The 19718-nt window shown below is 38.5% G+C and carries 2 protein-coding genes; both read left to right on the top strand.

Annotated features, from left to right (window positions below; all coding sequences use genetic code 11):
- Positions 1–135 precede the first annotated feature (135 nt).
- Positions 136–16467, top strand: a complete 16332-nt coding sequence (locus QM818_RS00495) for a mucin-binding protein (RefSeq protein WP_414299778.1) — start codon at positions 136–138, stop codon at positions 16465–16467.
- Positions 16468–16591: 124 nt separating this feature from the next.
- Complete coding sequence (locus QM818_RS00500) at positions 16592–19693, top strand: DNA polymerase III subunit alpha (RefSeq protein WP_414299779.1); 3102 nt, start codon at positions 16592–16594, stop codon at positions 19691–19693.
- Positions 19694–19718: the final 25 nt, after the last annotated feature.

Genomic DNA, 19718 nt, shown 5'->3' on the forward strand with positions numbered 1-19718 from the left:
AATATAAGTCGTAAAAAGCTAAAAAATAAAAGCATGAAACTATTGAATTTGTTGACTAAATCGGGGGGGGGTGGTATAATTTAAGTATGTAATTGCATACATGGTTACAAATCTAAAAAAAAGAAAGTGATTAAAATGTATAAATCAAAAAGACAAAAAAATAAATCTTTTGATTGGTATGGTTTGAGTCAACGCTTCTCTATCCGTAAGTATCATTTTGGTGCTGCGAGTGTACTTTTGGGTACAGCCTTGATTTTGGGTGCTGCCCAATCTACTGCTAAGGCGGAAGAAGCTACTGCTGACAATAAAACAGAAGCCGTAACCTCTACTCCAAAAGATGGTGAGGGGGCAACTTCTCCAACGAATGTGACCTTGCCAGCTACGGAAGCTACAACAGGAGCTCCTGTTCTAGATAAAAAAGAGTTGAGCGAGGAAGAAATCGCAAAGTTAGCAGCGGAAGCGTCTAAGAAAGACGATAAAACATCTGAAACTGCTACAAGTGAAAAATCAGAGGTTGCTGACAAAGAAAAAGCAACTCTAGTAGCTGATTCTACAGATAAAAAATCTGAGAAAGCAGTTGATGATAAAGCTGATAAGAAGGATGAAAAGAAAGCAGAGAACCCAATTGCTGCTACAAAGACAATCCTTGAACAGTTAACATCAGAAGCTGAAGTTCTGAATACAACTGCGGCAAACTATGCTGAGAAAAAAGTTGAAGATAAATCTTCAAAAGAAGCAATTGCAGCTGCAGTAGCAGCGGCCAAAGTGGAGATTGCGGCATCTAAGAAAGTTCTCAACGAGAAAGATGTTACCGCTGAACAATTGAATCTTCAACTCCAACGTATCTCATCTGCTATCGAAGCTGTTTATACTGAGATGAAACGTGCAGGTCATATCGGTAAAGTTGAGGCTGTGTTGGCTGATGTAACAGCTACAGTTAAACTTCCAGAAAGAACAAAAGTACGTAACACAAGTTCTCTTACTGATGAAGAAGTAGATGGAATTATTCGTCAAGTACGTATCGCTAATCCAAATCTTACAGATGCTGATAAAATTTCAGTATTAAAAAACTCTGGGCAAGCGAACAATGCTGGGGAAGTAACAATTACTTATGCTAATGGAGATACTGCGAAAATCGCTAGTGGAGATGCTGTTATCGGTGCTGGGGTAGCTCGTAACGTAGAAGGATTGAAAGATGCGATTAACTGGTTCGAATTCTCAGCTGCATCGATTGTTTATCCTGATGGAACAGAAGTAGGACCAGCAAGATACCTTGCTACACCAAAACAAATCCAAGTTGATCATCCAAGCGGTAACGGTAAAGTAACCGCAAACTTAAACATCGTTCGTGATGTTAAATATGCAGATGGAACTACTGGACTAACTACTGATGATAAATTCTTAAACAGTGGAATTACAGAATTCACAGTACACGAATACTATACAGGTGGTTTCCAAAATAATAATGAAGCCTACGAAGTTCTTAAAGAAGGTATGTTACTTAAAGTTCCTACTCGTGTTAAAGGTTATAACTTAACGCTTCGTGTAGAAAAACTAGCTCCAAAACAAGTAGCGACAGATCCAAACAATACGGAAACTCGTGGTAAGAATGCATTGAATGCTGCTCAAGGTGCAGATAAACGATTCAAACCAGTTAAGATGATTCTAACTACACAGGATACAACAAACTCATATCTATATAAGGCAGGTATGAAAATTACAGATAAAAATAATAGACCTGCGTTAGCTACTATTACTACAAACCGTGATGGTGCAAATGCGGGGATTACCTTCTCAGCATCTGCAACATTTAATGGACAACCAGTTCCTGTAAACTTAGTTGCAGCAGATGGGGAAGAAAGTGGTCGTGGTGAGGTTTTACAGTTTGAAACAAATGGTTCAAATTGGAAAGAATTAATGGCGATTAATTTGACAGAAAAACAACAAACGGCTCAAGAAGGGTACAAACTTGGAGGAGATGTTAAAGCTACTACAGAAGGAGAATTGGATTTCTATGCTGGATATACAAGAAATAATATTGGATATAAAGCTAGTGAGTGGGTTAACAAAACACAAGCTGTAGATGATCAAGGAAACCTAAGATATGACTCACAAGGTCGTCCGATAATGACTGAAACTGCCTATGGTACGAAATTCTTTGGTCCTACATGGAATGCGATGCGTCAAGGTAATGCTTTAGGATTTGGTTTCTCAGAGGGTGTAAGTGAATTTAGTATGTACGTGAACTCTTCTGGAGCTCAAGCGGGTTCTATCGGATTCGTAGTATATGATGGAGGAGATGCGCCGCAATCATTTGGAACAGTTCAACACGTAATCGGAAATATTAACCGTACAAATGAACGAGGAGAACAGGTAGTTGCGACACAACCTCACTTCGGGGATGAACCAGGAGATCCTGACTTCCGTTCAACAGCGACAGACCCTTCAGGAGCATGGGTGTTAGATGACCTTATTAATACAAATGGTTATAAAATTATCGGAATGAAAGAAGGAAATTCTGTTACTAACGAAGCTGGAGAAACAGGAACATACAAATTAGTTGATGTAAATGGTCGTAAAACACCTGTAATTCTTAAAGCTGATGGTTCGACAGTAGCTCTAAAAACTGGTGAAATCTTAAAAATAATTAATCCAGAAGATAATTTCCCAGTTAAAGGGATTTTTGATGTAGCATCTCAAGGTGTAGGAATAGGGACATTACCAGATGAAGGTAAAGGGCAATTACTAGATCCTGTAGTAGCGGTAGACTATAAATTACGTCAAGCAACAGATAATGAATATGTTCTTGATGGAATCAAAGTAAACCCAGGAGAAAATAACGAAAAAGCATATGCTCGTGGATGGGTTGACTTCAATAATAATGGTAAATTTGATGAAGATGAATCTTCTGAAGTAGTAGAAGTAACTGGTAAACAAACAGTATCGTTCAAATTCAAAAACACACCACAATTATTAAATACATCTATCGATAGCGTTGGAGTTCGTTTACGTATTGCATTAGATAGAAAAGAAATTCTATCACCTACAGGATTAGCGTCATCAGGGGAAGTAGAAGATTTCCAAACACACGTAATTCACCCACCTCGTGGGACAGAAAACAAAACTCAAAATCTTCAAGGTAAACCACAAAACTTAACTTTAAACACAACAGATTTATTCACAGCAACAGGTAAAACAGAAGCATCTAAATATTCAACATGGAACGAAATTGACAATACAATTGCACCTAAGTTTGTATTAACAGAATCTGCAGTTGCTTCAGAAACTGAAACAGGAAACACTGTTAATATAACAGATGCTACAGGAACAACTGTTTACAATGGTAAAGAAGTAGTAGTTCGTGATGCAAGAGGAAATGTATTAGGAACAGCTGTAAAAGTAACAAACCCATTAAATAACAAAACAGAGTATCTATTAAGTGAATATACTGAGTACGATACAGCAGGAAACAAAGTAGGGGTTTATCGTCTAAATAAAGATAATAATGGTCTGAACAAAGCATCTTCAAACGGTATTTACCGTACTACAATTGATTTTGAACCAGCGTTACCATATGTTGGTACAGCTAAAGGGGTTGCCATCCGTGCATGGGATCAAAACAGAATCTCAACAGGATGGAATGCTAATGAAAAGACTATAACTGAGTCTAAGAAAAATATCACATTAGCTGATAAAGATAAAATCCTTAAAAATGTTAATGAAAATGTAAATGGTCGTTACTCAATGGATTCAACATATATTCCTACAGTAGTTGACGTACGTCCAGTAGGGGAAGATACAGTAACAACAGATGTTCAAGGTAAACAACAATCAGCAACACCGAAAATCCCAGCTTATGGAACTGTTGAAGCTCAAACAGGGGATAAAATTACTGACGTTAAGTATACTTCTGATTATGTAATCTTAGATAAAACTAAGAAACCTACATTCGCTAAGACTTTAGAGAATAGAAAAAATTCGTATGATACAGATACAACAGTTAACAAAACAACAACGTTAACACTAGAAGACGGAAGAATTATCACATACAAAACAGATACAGATAAATTCGCTAAAGACACTAGAATCGCTGCAGATAGTAGTGTAACAGTAACAGGTACAGGTGGAGTAGTCGTTAATAATGTTCGTATCACTTCAGGAAATACAATTCCAGTAGGAGCTAAACCTCAAAGTAATCACCCTGCAAAATCAGAAGTAAGAGTGCAATTAAAAGATGGTAGTGAACAAACTATTCCAGCAGGTGGAACTATTCCAGGCGGAGCAACATTATTAGAGCCAATGGTAACAAAAGATAATAACACATGGGATAATGTTACTTATAATACAGGAGATACAATTCCTCAATCATCTGCAGGTAAGATACCTATATTAGGAGCTGCTACATCAGCAAGCCAAATAGTTTCTAAAGGTAATGTTGTAAAAGTAGGAGATCAATATTACTCAACTAATATAATCCCAGCAGGAACAAAAATTAAAGCCGTATTACCATTTAACGAAATAACGTTACCAAAAGCAATTCACTTAGATCCAAATACTGGAGTAATTACTGAAGTTCCTCGTAGTTATGATTTAGATCCAACTAAGACTAACGATACAAAAGTTACAATTAAAGGTGAAGGGGTTTATGAACTTAACCAAGATACAGGAAAAGTAACATTCACACCAGAACCAGGATTTGTAGGAACAGGTACAGGGGTAGACTTAGAACAACCTGATATCGACTACAATGATAAAGTAACAGGTGATAAAGTTACTGAAAGATATGGAACAGACTTTGGTCGTGCTAAATACACACCAATAGTAACACCATCTACATCAGCATCAATCACACGTACAATTCGCTATGTATATGAAAATGATGACGATAATCCAAGTAGTACTGCTAGCTATACAGATAATAAAGAAATCTTAGCAATTGATGGTGAGCCAGTTGTAATAAAACAAACACTAAATTACACACGTACATACAAAATCTTCGAAGAAGATGGTGTGTTAGAAGAAGCAACTAGATCTGCTGTTCCAGTAACAGATGTAAATGGTAAAACATATGCAGTAGGAGAAGAAATTCCAGCTGGAACTAAGTTCGCTCAAGGTAAGATTATTATTTCAGAATGGAAAACTCTAGAGGGAAATGCTGTAATGAAGCAAGTTATTTCTCCAACAGTTAAAGGATATACTGCTAATGTAATTACTGCAGACTTTACTGCGGCTAATGCACAAGGTAAGATGGGGCATATCCACAACAATAAACAACCAGTGGGATTATATACACCAGTACCGGATAATACTAGAGATGTTGGTGAATATGAACCACTAGTATTAGAAGTAACATCTGACAAAACAGACGACTTCGATATGTATGTTGTTTATAAACGTGATACTCAAAAAGCGAATGTTGTCTACATCGACTTAGACGAAAAAGGTGACAAACGTGTACTTGAAATTCAATCAGGTATAACAACTGCCGATTTAACAGCAGCAAATAAACAACCAGAAGCTAAAACTACATACAATGTTGCAGACTTAAGAGGTAAATCAGATACTAAGATTCCTTATGATACAGCAGCAACAATTAAGAAATATACAGATAAAGGTTTCGAATTAGCTTCTGATGATTACACAAATGATGAAAATGGTAATGCATTGGCTAATGGACGTAATTTCGATGAAGATTCAACAAATGACCAAACATTCTATGTTTACCTACGTCACAAGAAAGAACAATTATCTAAAAATGATGTTCGTACTGTAACTCGTCATATTGAATACAAATATGCTGATACAGCAGAAGTTCCAGCAGATAAGAGAGGACAAGCTGTTGAAACAACATTAGCTAAGAAAGTTACAGAAGTATTAACATTCGAGCGTACTCGTACAATCGATATGGCAGCTACAGCTAAATTATATGAAACTCAATACAATGCATATAAAGCAGTTGCAGCAAATAATGCTGTAGGAAGTGATGCAGAGGTTGAAGCTCGTGCTACATTATTCAAATATGTAGAAGATAAAGCGAAAGAAGCTGGAGCTACAGCTGAAGCTAAAGCGGTAATCAGCTACGGTGAATGGCAAGCTAAACCAGGGCAAGCGACAAACTTAACATTAAGTGCAGCTGAAGAAAACATCAAAGATAGCAAATTCAATGATGTAGTTTCTCCAACAGTACCAGGTTACTTACCAGACAACGCTAAAGTAGAAGCAACAGCAGATATTAACCCTGAATCAGATCCAAAAGAGTACACTGTAACAGTTACTTACTCACCAGGAGATCAAAAAGCAATTGTAAACTTCGTAGAAGTAGATGCTACAAATACTGATCAAGTAATTACTCCTGGACTTACAACGCCAGTGACACTTACAGGTAAATCAGGGACAGCATTCCCAACAACAGCAAGTGCCTCAGTTCAAGCGAAAATTGATGAGCTTGTTAAGAAAGGTTATGAGTTAGTACCTAACGGAAATGGATTTGTATCAACTGACAGTTTCGATACTAATGCTGCAGTAGATCAAACTTATACAGTGAAACTACGAGTTAAACCAATCACAGTAACTCCAAATGATCCAACGCCAACTCCAAATACTCCAATTGATCCAAATAATCCAACAGGACCAAAATGGACTCCAGAGTTAATCAAAGAGTTAGAAGATGGACGTAAAGAAGAAGTTAAACGTACAATTAACTATGTTTACGCAGATGGAACAAAAGCTAAGGATTCAGTAGAAGAAACTAAAGAATTCAAACGCTCAGCAACAATCAACCCAGTAACAGGTAAGATTACATTTGGAGAGTGGTCAGCAGCTCAAACATTTGAAGAAAAACAATCACCAGCTATTGATAATTACACTCCAAACAAAGCAAGCGTAGAAGCTAAAGAAGTAACAGCAACAGCGGATGACATTACAGAAACAGTAATTTACTCAACAAGTAAAGTAACTGTAGATCCAAATCCAGTGGATCCAAATGAAAACCCAGATCCAAACAAAGTAGTAGAAAACGATCCTAAGAAACGTACATTAAAAGAATTAGGATTAGTAGAAGAAGTTAAACACACAATTCACTACGTATACGAAGATGGAACTAAAGCTGATGAAGATGTTGTACAAACATTAACATACACTCGTACAGCTAAGATTGATCCAGTAACAGGAGAAATTTCAGACTACAGTACATGGACAGCTAAGAAAGGTGATGATTTCACAGCTGTAACATCACCAGCTAAAGAAGGATATATCGTAAGTAAAGCTACATCAATAGCTATCAACGATGTACCAGCAACAGCTGATGATACAGAAGAAACAATCATCTACCGTAAACTTGGTTCATACATTCCAGTAGTACCAGAAGGAGTAACAGTACCACCAGGAACTGATACAACAGCTAAGGTATATCCTAAGAATCCAAATGATCCAACAAAACCAGGAACACCAACAACAACAATTCCTGAAATCCCTGGAACAACTCCAGTGGGACCAGATGGAACACCATTAACGAAAAATCCAAATGGTGGATACAATGTACCACCAGTACCAACAGATCCAACTCAAAACACTACAATTACGTATGTTAAAGATGGATCACAAGTAGCTGTAACACACTTCATCGAAGTAAACAGCGCAACTGATAAGACAGAAAAAGGTGCGGTAGCACAATCAGTCGTTGATACAGGAGATACAGGAAAAGCCTTCACAAAAGGACAATCAGTAACAGACACAATCAACGCACTTAAAGCTAAAGGATACACAGTAGTAGAAAATAGATATCCAACAAATGGAACATTCGATGCAGATTCAACTACTAACCAAGAGTACAAAGTATTAGTAACTGTTAAACCAGTAACAATTACACCAAATACTGATGTTCCAAATCCAGAAGATCCAAATACACCAGCTGATAACCCAATTCAACCAGGTAAACCAATTGATCCAACTAATCCAGAAGGACCAAAATGGACTAAAGACTTGATTGATAAGTTAAGAGACGCTCGTAAAGAAGAAGTAACACGTACAATCACGTACAAATACTCAGACGTAACAAGTGAATTAAAAGCTGAAGATGCGGCTAAAGCAGGACAACAAGCAGCTGACACAGTTACAAACACAGTAACATTCAAACGTTCAGTAACAATCGATCCAGTTACGAAAGAATTTACTTATGGAGATTGGGAAGCTACAAACGGAACTACATTAGCAGGTAAAGCAGTTCTTCCAGTGGTAACAGGATACGTTGCAACAGGAGATGTAGATTCATCTAAGAAAGATGTAGAAAACGTTACAGCAACTGATAACGACATTACTGAAAATGTAGTCTACAAAGCTGTAGGTAAATATGTACCAGTAATTCCAGATGGAATCACACCGCCTGCAAATACAAACGTAGATCCAAAACCTTATACAAACGATCCACAAGATGGTTCGAAAGTAAAAGATCCAGATCCAACGAACCCAGTGGTACCAGGAACAACAACACCAATCGTTCCACAAGTCCCAGGAACTACACCAGTAGGGCCAGATGGAAAACCATTGAAACCAGTTGATTCAAGTGATCTAAGTAAAGGATACGTACCACCAACACCAACAGATCCAACGAAAGATACATCAATTATCTACGTTAAAGACGGAACTCAAATAGCTGTGACTAAATTCGTTGATGTTGACGGTAATGGATTAGAGCCATCAGTAGTAGATACAGGTGATACAGGTAAAGCATTTACGAAAGATGCTGATGTAACAGCAGCAATCAACAAGATCCTAGCTCGTGGATATGAAAAAGTAGCTAACGTAAACGCTGGTGAAAAAGATTATCCATCAACAGATGCTGAAAAAGTATTTGATGCAGATGCGAAAACGAACCAAGAATTTACTGTGACGTTCAAACCAATTGTTAAAGAAGTACCAGTAGATCCAGCGACACCAGGAACTAAACCACAACCTGGTCAACCAGTAGATCCAAGTAATCCAGATGGACCAAAATGGCCAAGTTCGGTTAAAGATCTGAAGAATTCAGATACTGTAAAACGTACAATTAAGTATGTATACGAAGATGGAACTCCAGTAATTGATCCAGCAACAGGTGCACAAAAAGTAGTAGAACAAACTGCAGAATTCACACGTACAGCTAATGTAAACTTGGTAACAGGAGACATTACTTACGGAGATTGGACACCAGCGAAGGAACTTGCGCCAGTAGCGTCACCAACAGCAACTGATATTCCAGCGGTAGCAAACTACATCGCAAGTGTGGCAACAGTACCAGCGGTAACAATTGCGGCAGAAGCAGATGATATTACAGAAACAGTAGTATACCGTCAAGCTAAGCCAGTAACGATTACACCAACTGATAGCGTTCCAAATGATGATCCATCTACACCAGTTGATCCAAACAACCCAATTCAACCAGGTAAACCAATTGATCCAAACAATCCAGATGGACCAAAATGGACTAAAGACTTGATTGATAAGTTAAGAGACGCTCGTTCAGAAACAGTAACACGTACAATCACGTACAAATACTCTACTGAAACAAGCGAACTAAAAGCTGAAGATGCTGCTAAAGCAGGTCAAAATGCAGCTGACACAGTTACAAACACAGTAACATTCAAACGTCCAGTAACAATCGATCCAATTACAAAAGAATTTACTTATGGAGATTGGGAAGCTACAAACGGAACTACATTAGCAGGTAAAGCTGATCTTCCAGTGGTAGCAGGATATGTTGCAACTGGTGATGTAGAAGCTTCTAAGAAAGATGTAACTGACGTTAAAGCAACTGATAAAGACATTACTGAAAACGTAGTCTACAAAACTGTAGGTAAATATGTACCAGTAATTCCAGAAGGAATCACACCTCCTGCAAACACAAACGTAGATCCAAAACCTTATAACAATGATCCACAAGATGGTTCAAAAGTTAAAGATCCAAATCCAACGAACCCAGTGGTACCAGGAACAACAACACCAATCGTTCCACAAATCCCAGGAACTACACCAGTAGGACCAGATGGAAAACCATTGAAACCAGTTGATTCAAACGATCTAAGTAAAGGATACGTACCACCAACACCAACAGATCCAACGAAAGATACATCAATTATCTACGTTAAAGACGGATCACAAGTAGCGGTAGTACACTTTGTGGATGAAAAAGGTAACTCAGTAAACGAATCAGTAGTTGAAACTGGAGATACAGGAAAAGAAATTAGTAAATCTAATGTAGATAAAGTTAAAGCTGCGTTAGAAGCTAAAGGATATGAAGTAGTAGCTCCAACAGATGCACTTTACACAACAGATAAAGAAGGATTCTACAAAGAAGCAACTCGTACATTTGATGCTGTAAGTGATAAAGCTACAGGAGCAGCTGATGAGAAAGTACCTAGCCAACAATACTATGTCATTGTGAAAGGTAAAGAACTTCCAGTTGATCCAACTAAACCACTAGATCCAAACAATAATCCAGTGGACCCAACAAATCCAACTCCAGAAAATCCAACGACACCACGTGATCCTGAAACACCAGTGACACCAAAACCAGAGGATAAAGTACCAAACGATCCTAAAGGACGTACTTATGGAGAATTAGGATTAGTAGAACAAGTTACTCGTACAATCAACTACGTGAAGAATGACGGTTCTAAAGCTGCAGAGCCAGTGAAAGAAACATTAACATTCACACGTAAAGCGAAAATCAATGCTGTAACTGGAGAAGTAACATACTTAGATAACGATGGAAATGCAACAACTAAAGAAGCAGCTCCATGGACTCCAGCAAACAACGATTCAACATTTGATAAAGTAACTTCACCATCAGTTCCTGATTACACACCAACTAGAGCTGAAGTTCCAGCTAAAGAAAATGTAACAGCAACAGATGAAGACATCGTTGAAACAGTAGTGTACAACCCTACAAAACAAACTGTAGATCCAAACGCACCAAAAGATCCATCAACACCAGATGTTACTCCAAAACCTAACGATGTAGTACCAAACGATCCTAAAGGACGTACGTACAAAGAATTAGGATTAATTGAAGAAGTAACACGTACAGTTCACTATGTATACGAAGATGGAACTAAAGCAGCTGAGGATAAAGTACAAACAATTACATTTACTCGTACAGCTGAGATTGATACTGTAACAGGAGCAATTTCTAACTTTGGTACTTGGACGCTTAAAGATGAGAATAATACATTCGAACCTGAAACAACAGAAGCGAAAGATGGATATATTGCTTCAGCAGCTAAATCAACTGAGGTAACAGGAGTTCAAGCGACAGATAAAGATACAGAAGAAACAATTATCTACCGCAAACTTGGTTCATATGTGCCAGTAGTTCCAGCAGGTGTAACACCTCCAGCGGACTTCGATAAGACACCAAAACCATATCCAAATGCGACTCCAGAAGATCCAACAAGACCAGGAACTCCAACTACACCAACTACAACAATTCCTGAAATCCCAGGAACTACACCAGTAGGACCAGATGGAACACCATTAACGAAAAATCCAAATGGTGGATACGACTTACCACCAGTACCAACAGATCCAACTCAAAACACTACAATTACGTATGTTAAAGACGGATCACAAGTGGCAGTAGTTCACTTCGTAGATGAAAAAGGTAACTCAGTTAATGAATCAGTAGTTGAAACTGGAGATACAGGAAAAGAAATTAGTAAATCTAATGTAGATGCAGTTAAAGCTAAATTAGAAGCTAAAGGATATGAAGTAGTAGCTCCAACAGATGCACTTTACACAACAGATAAAGAAGGATTCTACAAAGAGGCAACTCGTACATTTGATGCTGTAAGTGATAAATCTACAGGAGCAGCTGGAGAGAAAGTACCTAGCCAACAATACTATGTCATTGTGAAAGCGAAAGACCTTCCAGTAGACCCAACTAAACCACTAGATCCAAACAACAATCCAGTGGATCCAACAAATCCAACTCCAGAAAATCCAACGAAACCGCGTGATCCTGAAACACCAGTAACGCCAAAACCAGAGGATAAAGTACCAAACGATCCTAAAGGACGTACTTATGGAGAATTAGGATTAGTTGAACAAGTTACACGTACAATCAACTACGTGAAGAATGACGGTTCTAAAGCTGCAGAGCCAGTTAAAGAAACATTAACATTCACACGTAAAGCGAAAATCAATGCTGTAACTGGAGAAGTAACATACTTAGATAACGATGGAAATGCAACAACTAAAGAAGCAGCTCCATGGACTCCAGTAAATAATGATACAACATTTGATAAAGTAACTTCACCATCAGTTCCTGATTACACACCAACTAAAGCTGAAGTTCCAGCTAAAGAAAATGTAACAGCAACAGATGAAGATATTGTTGAAACAGTAGTGTACAATCCTACAAAAGTAACGGTAACACCAAACGATCCAAATGTTGATCCAGAAAAACCATTGAATCCAAACGATTCAAATGGTTTGAAATACAAAGATCTAAAACTTACTGAAGAAGTTAAACGTACAATTACCTATACTTACGCAGATGATGTAGCAGATACATCTAAACGTGGAACTGATGCAGCACTTAAACATGAAACAACTGTATCGTTCACACGTACAGCAACTGTTAACCAAGCAACAGGTGAAGTAACTTACGGTGACTGGACTGCAGTAAACAACGATACTACATTAGAAGGTAAAACAGAACTTCCAGTAATTACAGGATATGTAGCTACAGGAGATGTAGAATCATCTAAGAATGATGTAGCAAACGTAACAGCAACTGATAAAGATATTGTTGAAAAAGTTGTATATAAAGACTTAGGTAAATATGTACCAGTAGTACCAGATGGAACAACTCCTCCATCAATTACAGATCCTAAGTATCCAAACAACCCAACGGATCCAACAAAACCAGGTGAACCAACAACAACGATCCCTCCTGTCGATGGCCTAACTCCATTAGATCCATCTACTGGTAAACCATTAGAGCCAAAAGATCCTAATGACTTATCAAAAGGTTACAAACCACCAGTACCACAAGATCCAAGTAAAGACACAAATATTGTTTATGTTAAAGATGGATCACAAGTAACGGTAGTTCACTTCGTAGATGAAGACGGTAATGCAGTTCATACTTCATTCGTAGAAGCAGGAGATGCAGGAGCTAAATTCACTAAAGCAGGTGAAGTAACGAAAGTTGTTGAAGAACTTAAAGCAGCTGGTTACGCAGTAGTACCAAATAAAGCAGGTCAAGCTGAATATCCAGGTGAAGCAGGAGTATTCGATAGCGTTGATGATAAAGGTGAAAACGGAGTGTCTCAAGTTTACTACGTAACGGTAGCTAAGACAGTTCCACTAACACCAACAAATCCAGAAAATCCTAACGAAGATCCTAAGAATCCTAAACCAGGAGATCCAATTGATCCAAACAAACCAGATGGACCAAAATGGACTGAAGATGCTCTTAATAAACTAAACAACATCAAGTCAGTAACTCGTACAATTACTTACGTTAAAGATGGTACTGATGAAGAAGTATCTACTACAGAAGCTCCAAAAGTAACTAATAAAGTAAGCTTCACACGTACAGCAATTGTAAATCCAAAAGACGGTTCAGTAGTAGGATACGACACAAATGGTGACGGTGTAGCAGACGTGTCAGCAACAGATACTACAAGTGGATGGGCAGTTGCAGGTACAGCTAAATTTGCTGAAGTTAAATCACCAGTTGTTAAAGGATATGTTGTAAAACCTAACCAAGATACACAAGGTGACTTAGTAGAAGCTGATGGATCTAAAGTTAAAGCATCTGCGACAGACTTAACAGTAGATTCACCTAACCAAGATCTGAAAGTTAGATACGTACCAGTTGGAACATGGACTCCGAAAGTACCAGATGGTGAAACACCGATCGATCCAATTCCATATCCAAACGATCCAAAAGATCCAGGAAAAGTGGTAGATCCAAACAAACCAACAGATCCAAATGATCCAAATAAACCAAGTGTACCAGTAGTTCCACATATTCCAGGTACAACACCTAAAGATCCAAATGGAAACCCACTGAAACCAGTAGATCCAGAAGATCCAAGTAAAGGATATGTACCACCAACACCTAAGACACCAACAGAAAATACTGTAATCGAGTATGTAAAAAATACTCAAAAAGCAACAGTTAAGTATGTTGTTGCAGGAACAAACACAGTTCTTCACACTGATGAACTAGAAGGTAAATCTGGTGAACCAATCAACTACTCAACAGCTACAAAACTTGCTGAGTTGAAAGAACTTGGATATGACCTAGTGACCGATGGATTCACAACAGCTACTGATAAGAACTACGATAAGGATACGAAAGTTGACCAAAGCTTCGTAGTTACAGTTACACCTCACGTTGAGCCAATTAAACCATTTGACCCAACTAACCCGAACGATCCTAACAAACCAAAACCTGATACACCAATCGATCCAAATAATCCTGATGGACCAAAATGGACTGAAGAGTTAATCAAGTCACTAGAAACGACTAAACACGTTACTCGTACAATTTCATACGTGGATAAAGATGGAAACAAAGTTGAGTACACAGACAAAGATGGAAACAAATCTACAGCTGATGTAACTGACAAAGTAACCTTCACTCGTGAAGCTAAGATTAATCTTGTAACAGGTGCTATCGAATATGGTAAATGGACTCCAGTAAATAACGATACTACATTTGATAAAGTAACATCACCAGTAGTTCCAGGATACGTTCTGAAAGATCCAGCTCAAAAAGAAGTAGCTGAGACTACAGGATTAACTGAGAACTCTAAAGATGAAAACATCAAAGTAGTTTACGTTCCAGTTGGAAGACTTGTACCGAAAGTACCAGATGGTGTAACACCACCAACTCCAACGCCTTACGATAATGATCCTCAAGATCCAGGTAAAGTTGTACCACCAAGTCCAACGAAACCAACAGATCCACAAGATCCAAATAGTCCGAAAGTACCAGTAATTCCTTATATACCAGGAACAACACCAAAAGTTCCACAAGACCCAACGAAACCAGTGGATCCAAACACTAACCCACTTGTACCGTTGAAACCAGTGGATCCAAAAGATCCATCTAAAGGATATGAAGTACCACCAGTGCCAACAGATCCAGGTACGGATACACCAATCGTTTATGAAAATGATAAACAAAAAGCTATCACTAACTTCGTAGATAACAATGGTAAAGTAGTATCTGATCCAGTAGTAGATCAAGGAGATTCAGGATCTAAATTCACTAAGTCTGGAGATGTTGAAAGCAAGATTAAAGAACTTGTTAAGAAAGGTTATGTTGTAACAAGCAACGATTACCCTTCAGCAGATACAGATAGAGTATTCGACAACGATAAAGATAAAGATCAAATCTTCAACGTTAAAGTTACTCCATTAATTGTACCTACAGATCCAAATAGCCCTGATCAACCACAGGTGCCAACTGATCCAACGAAACCAGTAGGTCCAAACAACCCACTGAAACCAGTAACACCATCAACGCCAGAACCAGGTAAACCAGTATTCCCAGAAGATCCAAACAGCCCAGTATGGCCTGAAACAGTGAAAGATATGGTTACAGAAACAACTGCAACTCGTACAATCACTTATGTGGATCGCAATGGAAAAGAAGTAGCAGCTACTCACACTGAAACAATCAAGTTCAAACGTACTGCGAAAGTGAACCTAGTAACTGGAGATATCACATATGGTGAATGGACAGTAGTAGGTGACGATACTATCTTAGATGGTAACAAGTTACCGAAAGTGGATGGATATATCGCTCGTGGCGGAGATATCGAATCATCTCAAAAAGATATTAAAGCAACAGCAGGTGTAAACATCACTGAAAGAGTTGTTTACGACAAACTTGGATCATGGATTCCAAAATTACCAGAGGGACAAACACAAGTTCCACCAACTCCATATCCAAACGATCCGACAGATCCAACGAAACCAGGAACAGATAGACCACGTGTACCATACGTACCAGGATTTATCCCTGTAGATCCAAATGGAAATCCATTAAAACCAGTTGATCCAAACGATCCAACGAAAGGATATGAAGTACCGGTTGTACCGGCAGATCCAACTCAAGATACGCCAATCAAGTACATCCCTGTTCCTAAGCCAAATAATGGTGGTGGCAACAATGGAGGCGGAGGTGGTAATACACCAACTCCACAACCTCAACCAAATCTAACTCCTCAACCAGAACCTAGTCCTGCACCAAATCCTGTTCCAGTGACACCTGAGACTCCTGAACAACCAGTAGTTCCAGTGGCACCTGAACAACCAGCAGAGCCTGCTACACCACAGTATATGGATGGTCAACGTGAACTTCCAAATACAGGTACAGAAGCACACTCTAGCTTAGCAGCACTTGGACTTCTAGGAGCTTTGAGTGGATTCGGATTGATTGCTCGTAAGAAAAGAAAAGACGAAGAATAATTCAGACTTTCTTTCGAACAGTGATTGATTCAGCCTAATAAAGAACTTGAGATTCAACATCTCAGGTTCTTTTCTTTTTTGAAAATGGTATAATATAGTGAGAACGATAGAGGAGAAGTGTAAATTGATCGCACAACTAGATACAAAAACAGTCTATAGTTTTATGGAGAGCGTCATTTCGATCGACAAGTATGTGAGAGCAGCTAAAGAATTCGGCTACACACATTTGGCTATGATGGATATTGATAATCTTTATGGTGCTTTTGACTTTCTAGAGGTTACAAAAAAATACGGCATTCATCCTTTGCTAGGGCTTGAAATGACTGTGTTTGTAGATAATCAGGAAGTGAATTTACGCTTTTTAGCTCTATCTAGCGTAGGCTATCAGCAGTTGATGAAGCTTTCAACAGCCAAGATGCAGGGGGAGAAAACTTGGTCAGTTTTATCTCAGTACCTAGAGGATATTGCGGTAATTGTGCCTTATTTTGATGGGCTTGAGTCGCTAAATCTAGGCTGTGATTACTATATTGGTGTTTACCCAGAAACACTGGCAAGCGAATTTCATCATCCTATTTTGCCCCTTTATCGGGTCAATGCCTTTGAAAGCAGGGATAGAGAAGTTTTGCAAGTCTTAACAGCGATTAAAGAAAATCTACCACTTAGAGAAGTTCCTTTGCGCTCACGACAAGATGTCTTTATATCAGCAAGTTCTTTAGAGAAATTATTCCTAGAACGATTTCCGCAAGCCTTGGAAAACTTAGAAAAGCTTATTTTAGGTATCTCTTATGACTTGGATACTAGTCTGAAACTGCCTCGTTTTAACCCAGCGAGACCAGCCGTAGAAGAGTTGAGAGAGCGTGCTGAATTGGGGCTTGCTCAGAAGGGATTGTCTAGTAAAGAATATCAAGACCGTCTAGACCAAGAATTTGCTGTTATTCATGATATGGGCTTTGATGATTATTTCTTGGTTGTTTGGGATTTGTTGCGTTTCGGACGTTCGAATGGCTATTATATGGGAATGGGACGGGGTTCTGCAGTTGGGAGCTTGGTTTCCTATGCCTTGGACATCACAGGGATTGACCCAGTAGAGAAAAATCTGATTTTTGAACGCTTTCTCAATCGTGAACGCTATACCATGCCTGATATTGATATTGATATTCCTGATATTTATCGTCCGGATTTTATCAGATATGTTGGTAATAAATATGGTAGTAAACATGCGGCTCAAATCGTTACTTTTTCTACCTTTGGCGCCAAGCAAGCTCTTCGAGATGTCTTGAAACGATTTGGTGTTCCTGAGTATGAATTATCTGCAATTACTAAGAAAATCAGTTTTCGTGATAATCTCAAGTCAGCCTATGAAGGCAATCTCCAGTTTCGTCAGCAAATCAATAGTAAGTTAGAATACCAAAAAGCTTTTGAAATTGCCTGCAAGATTGAGGGATATCCAAGACAAACCTCTGTCCATGCGGCTGGTGTTGTAATCAGTGACCAAGATTTGACCAATTACATCCCTCTAAAGCATGGTGACGAAATTCCACTGACTCAATATGATGCTCATGGAGTTGAAGCTAGTGGACTTTTGAAAATGGACTTTCTGGGATTACGAAATTTGACCTTTGTCCAGAAGATGCAAGAGTTGCTTGCTGAAACAGAAGGTGTTAAGATAGCTATCAACGAGATTGATTTGGAAGACAAAGAAACATTAGCTTTATTTGCCTCTGGAAATACAAAAGGTATCTTTCAATTTGAGCAACCGGGTGCCATTCGCTTGCTCAAACGTGTGCAACCAGTCTGTTTTGAGGATGTCGTAGCAACTACTTCTCTAAATCGACCGGGTGCTAGTGACTATATCAATAATTTTGTGGCAAGAAAGCATGGGCAGGAAGAAGTGACTGTTCTGGATCCAGTACTGGAGGATATTTTGGCTCCAACCTATGGTATCATGCTCTATCAGGAGCAGGTTATGCAGGTAGCTCAGCGGTTTGCTGGATTTAGTCTCGGGAAAGCCGATATTTTGCGTCGGGCTATGGGGAAAAAGGATGCCTCTGCCATGCATGAGATGAGGGCCTCTTTTATTCAAGGTTCATTAGATGCTGGTCATACTGCGGAAAAGGCAGAGCAGGTCTTTGATGTCATGGAGAAGTTTGCAGGTTATGGATTTAATAGATCTCATGCCTATGCATACTCAGCCTTGGCCTTCCAGTTGGCTTATTTCAAAACGCATTATCCAGCCATTTTTTATCAGGTTATGTTGAATTCTGCCAACAGTGATTACTTAATAGATGCACTTGAAGCAGGCTTTGAAGTGGCGCCTCTGTCTATCAACACCATTCCCTATCACGATAAAATTGCCAACAAGTCCATCTATCTAGGATTGAAATCGATTAAGGGAGTCAGCAAGGATTTGGCTCTATTGATTCTTGAAAATAGACCCTATTCCAACATTGAAGATTTTATAGCTAAATTACCTGAGAATTATCTGAAACTTCCTCTGCTAGAACCTTTGGTAAAAGTTGGTCTTTTCGATTCATTTGAAAAAAATCGTCAAAAAGTATTCAATAATTTAGTTAATCTATTTGAATTTGTAAAAGAGTTAGGAAGTTTGTTTGGAGATACTATTTATAGTTGGCAGGAATCGGAAGATTGGACGGAACAAGAAAAATTCTATATGGAACAAGAGCTTTTAGGGATAGGTGTCAGCAAACATCCCCTACAAACTATCGCAAGTAAAGCTATTTACCAGATTACACCAATTGGGAATTTGTCAGAAAATAGTTACGCTATTATTTTGGTTGAAGTTCAGAAAATAAAAGTAATTCGTACCAAAAAGGGCGAAAACATGGCTTTCTTACAGGTAGATGATAGTAAGAAAAAATTGGATGTCACTCTCTTTTCAGACTTATATCGACAGGTTGGGCAGGAAATAAAAGAGGGAGCCTTCTACTATATAAAAGGAAAAATCCAGTCACGTGATGGCCGTCTGCAAATGATTGCACAAGAAATAAGAGAAGCAGTTGCTGAGCGCTTTTGGATTCAGATGAAAAATCATGATTCGGATCAAGAAATGTCACGTATTTTAGACCAATATAAAGGCCCAATCCCAGTCATCATCAGGTATGAAGAGGAACAAAGAACAATTGTTTCTCCCAACCATTTTGTAGCTAAATCCACTGAATTAGAAGCGAAATTGAATGGAATAGTTATGAAAACGATTTATCGCTAAAATTACGGAAAATAGAAGAATTTTC

Origin of the sequence: Streptococcus mitis (assembly GCF_047464035.1) — a bacterium.
Taxonomy (GTDB): domain Bacteria; phylum Bacillota; class Bacilli; order Lactobacillales; family Streptococcaceae; genus Streptococcus; species Streptococcus mitis_DX.

What these genes read in the sequence shown, in the direction of transcription:
- QM818_RS00495 (WP_414299778.1), top strand. Translation starts at nt 136, where the DNA reads ATGTATAAATCAAAAAGACAAAAAAATAAATCTTTTGATTGGTATGGT.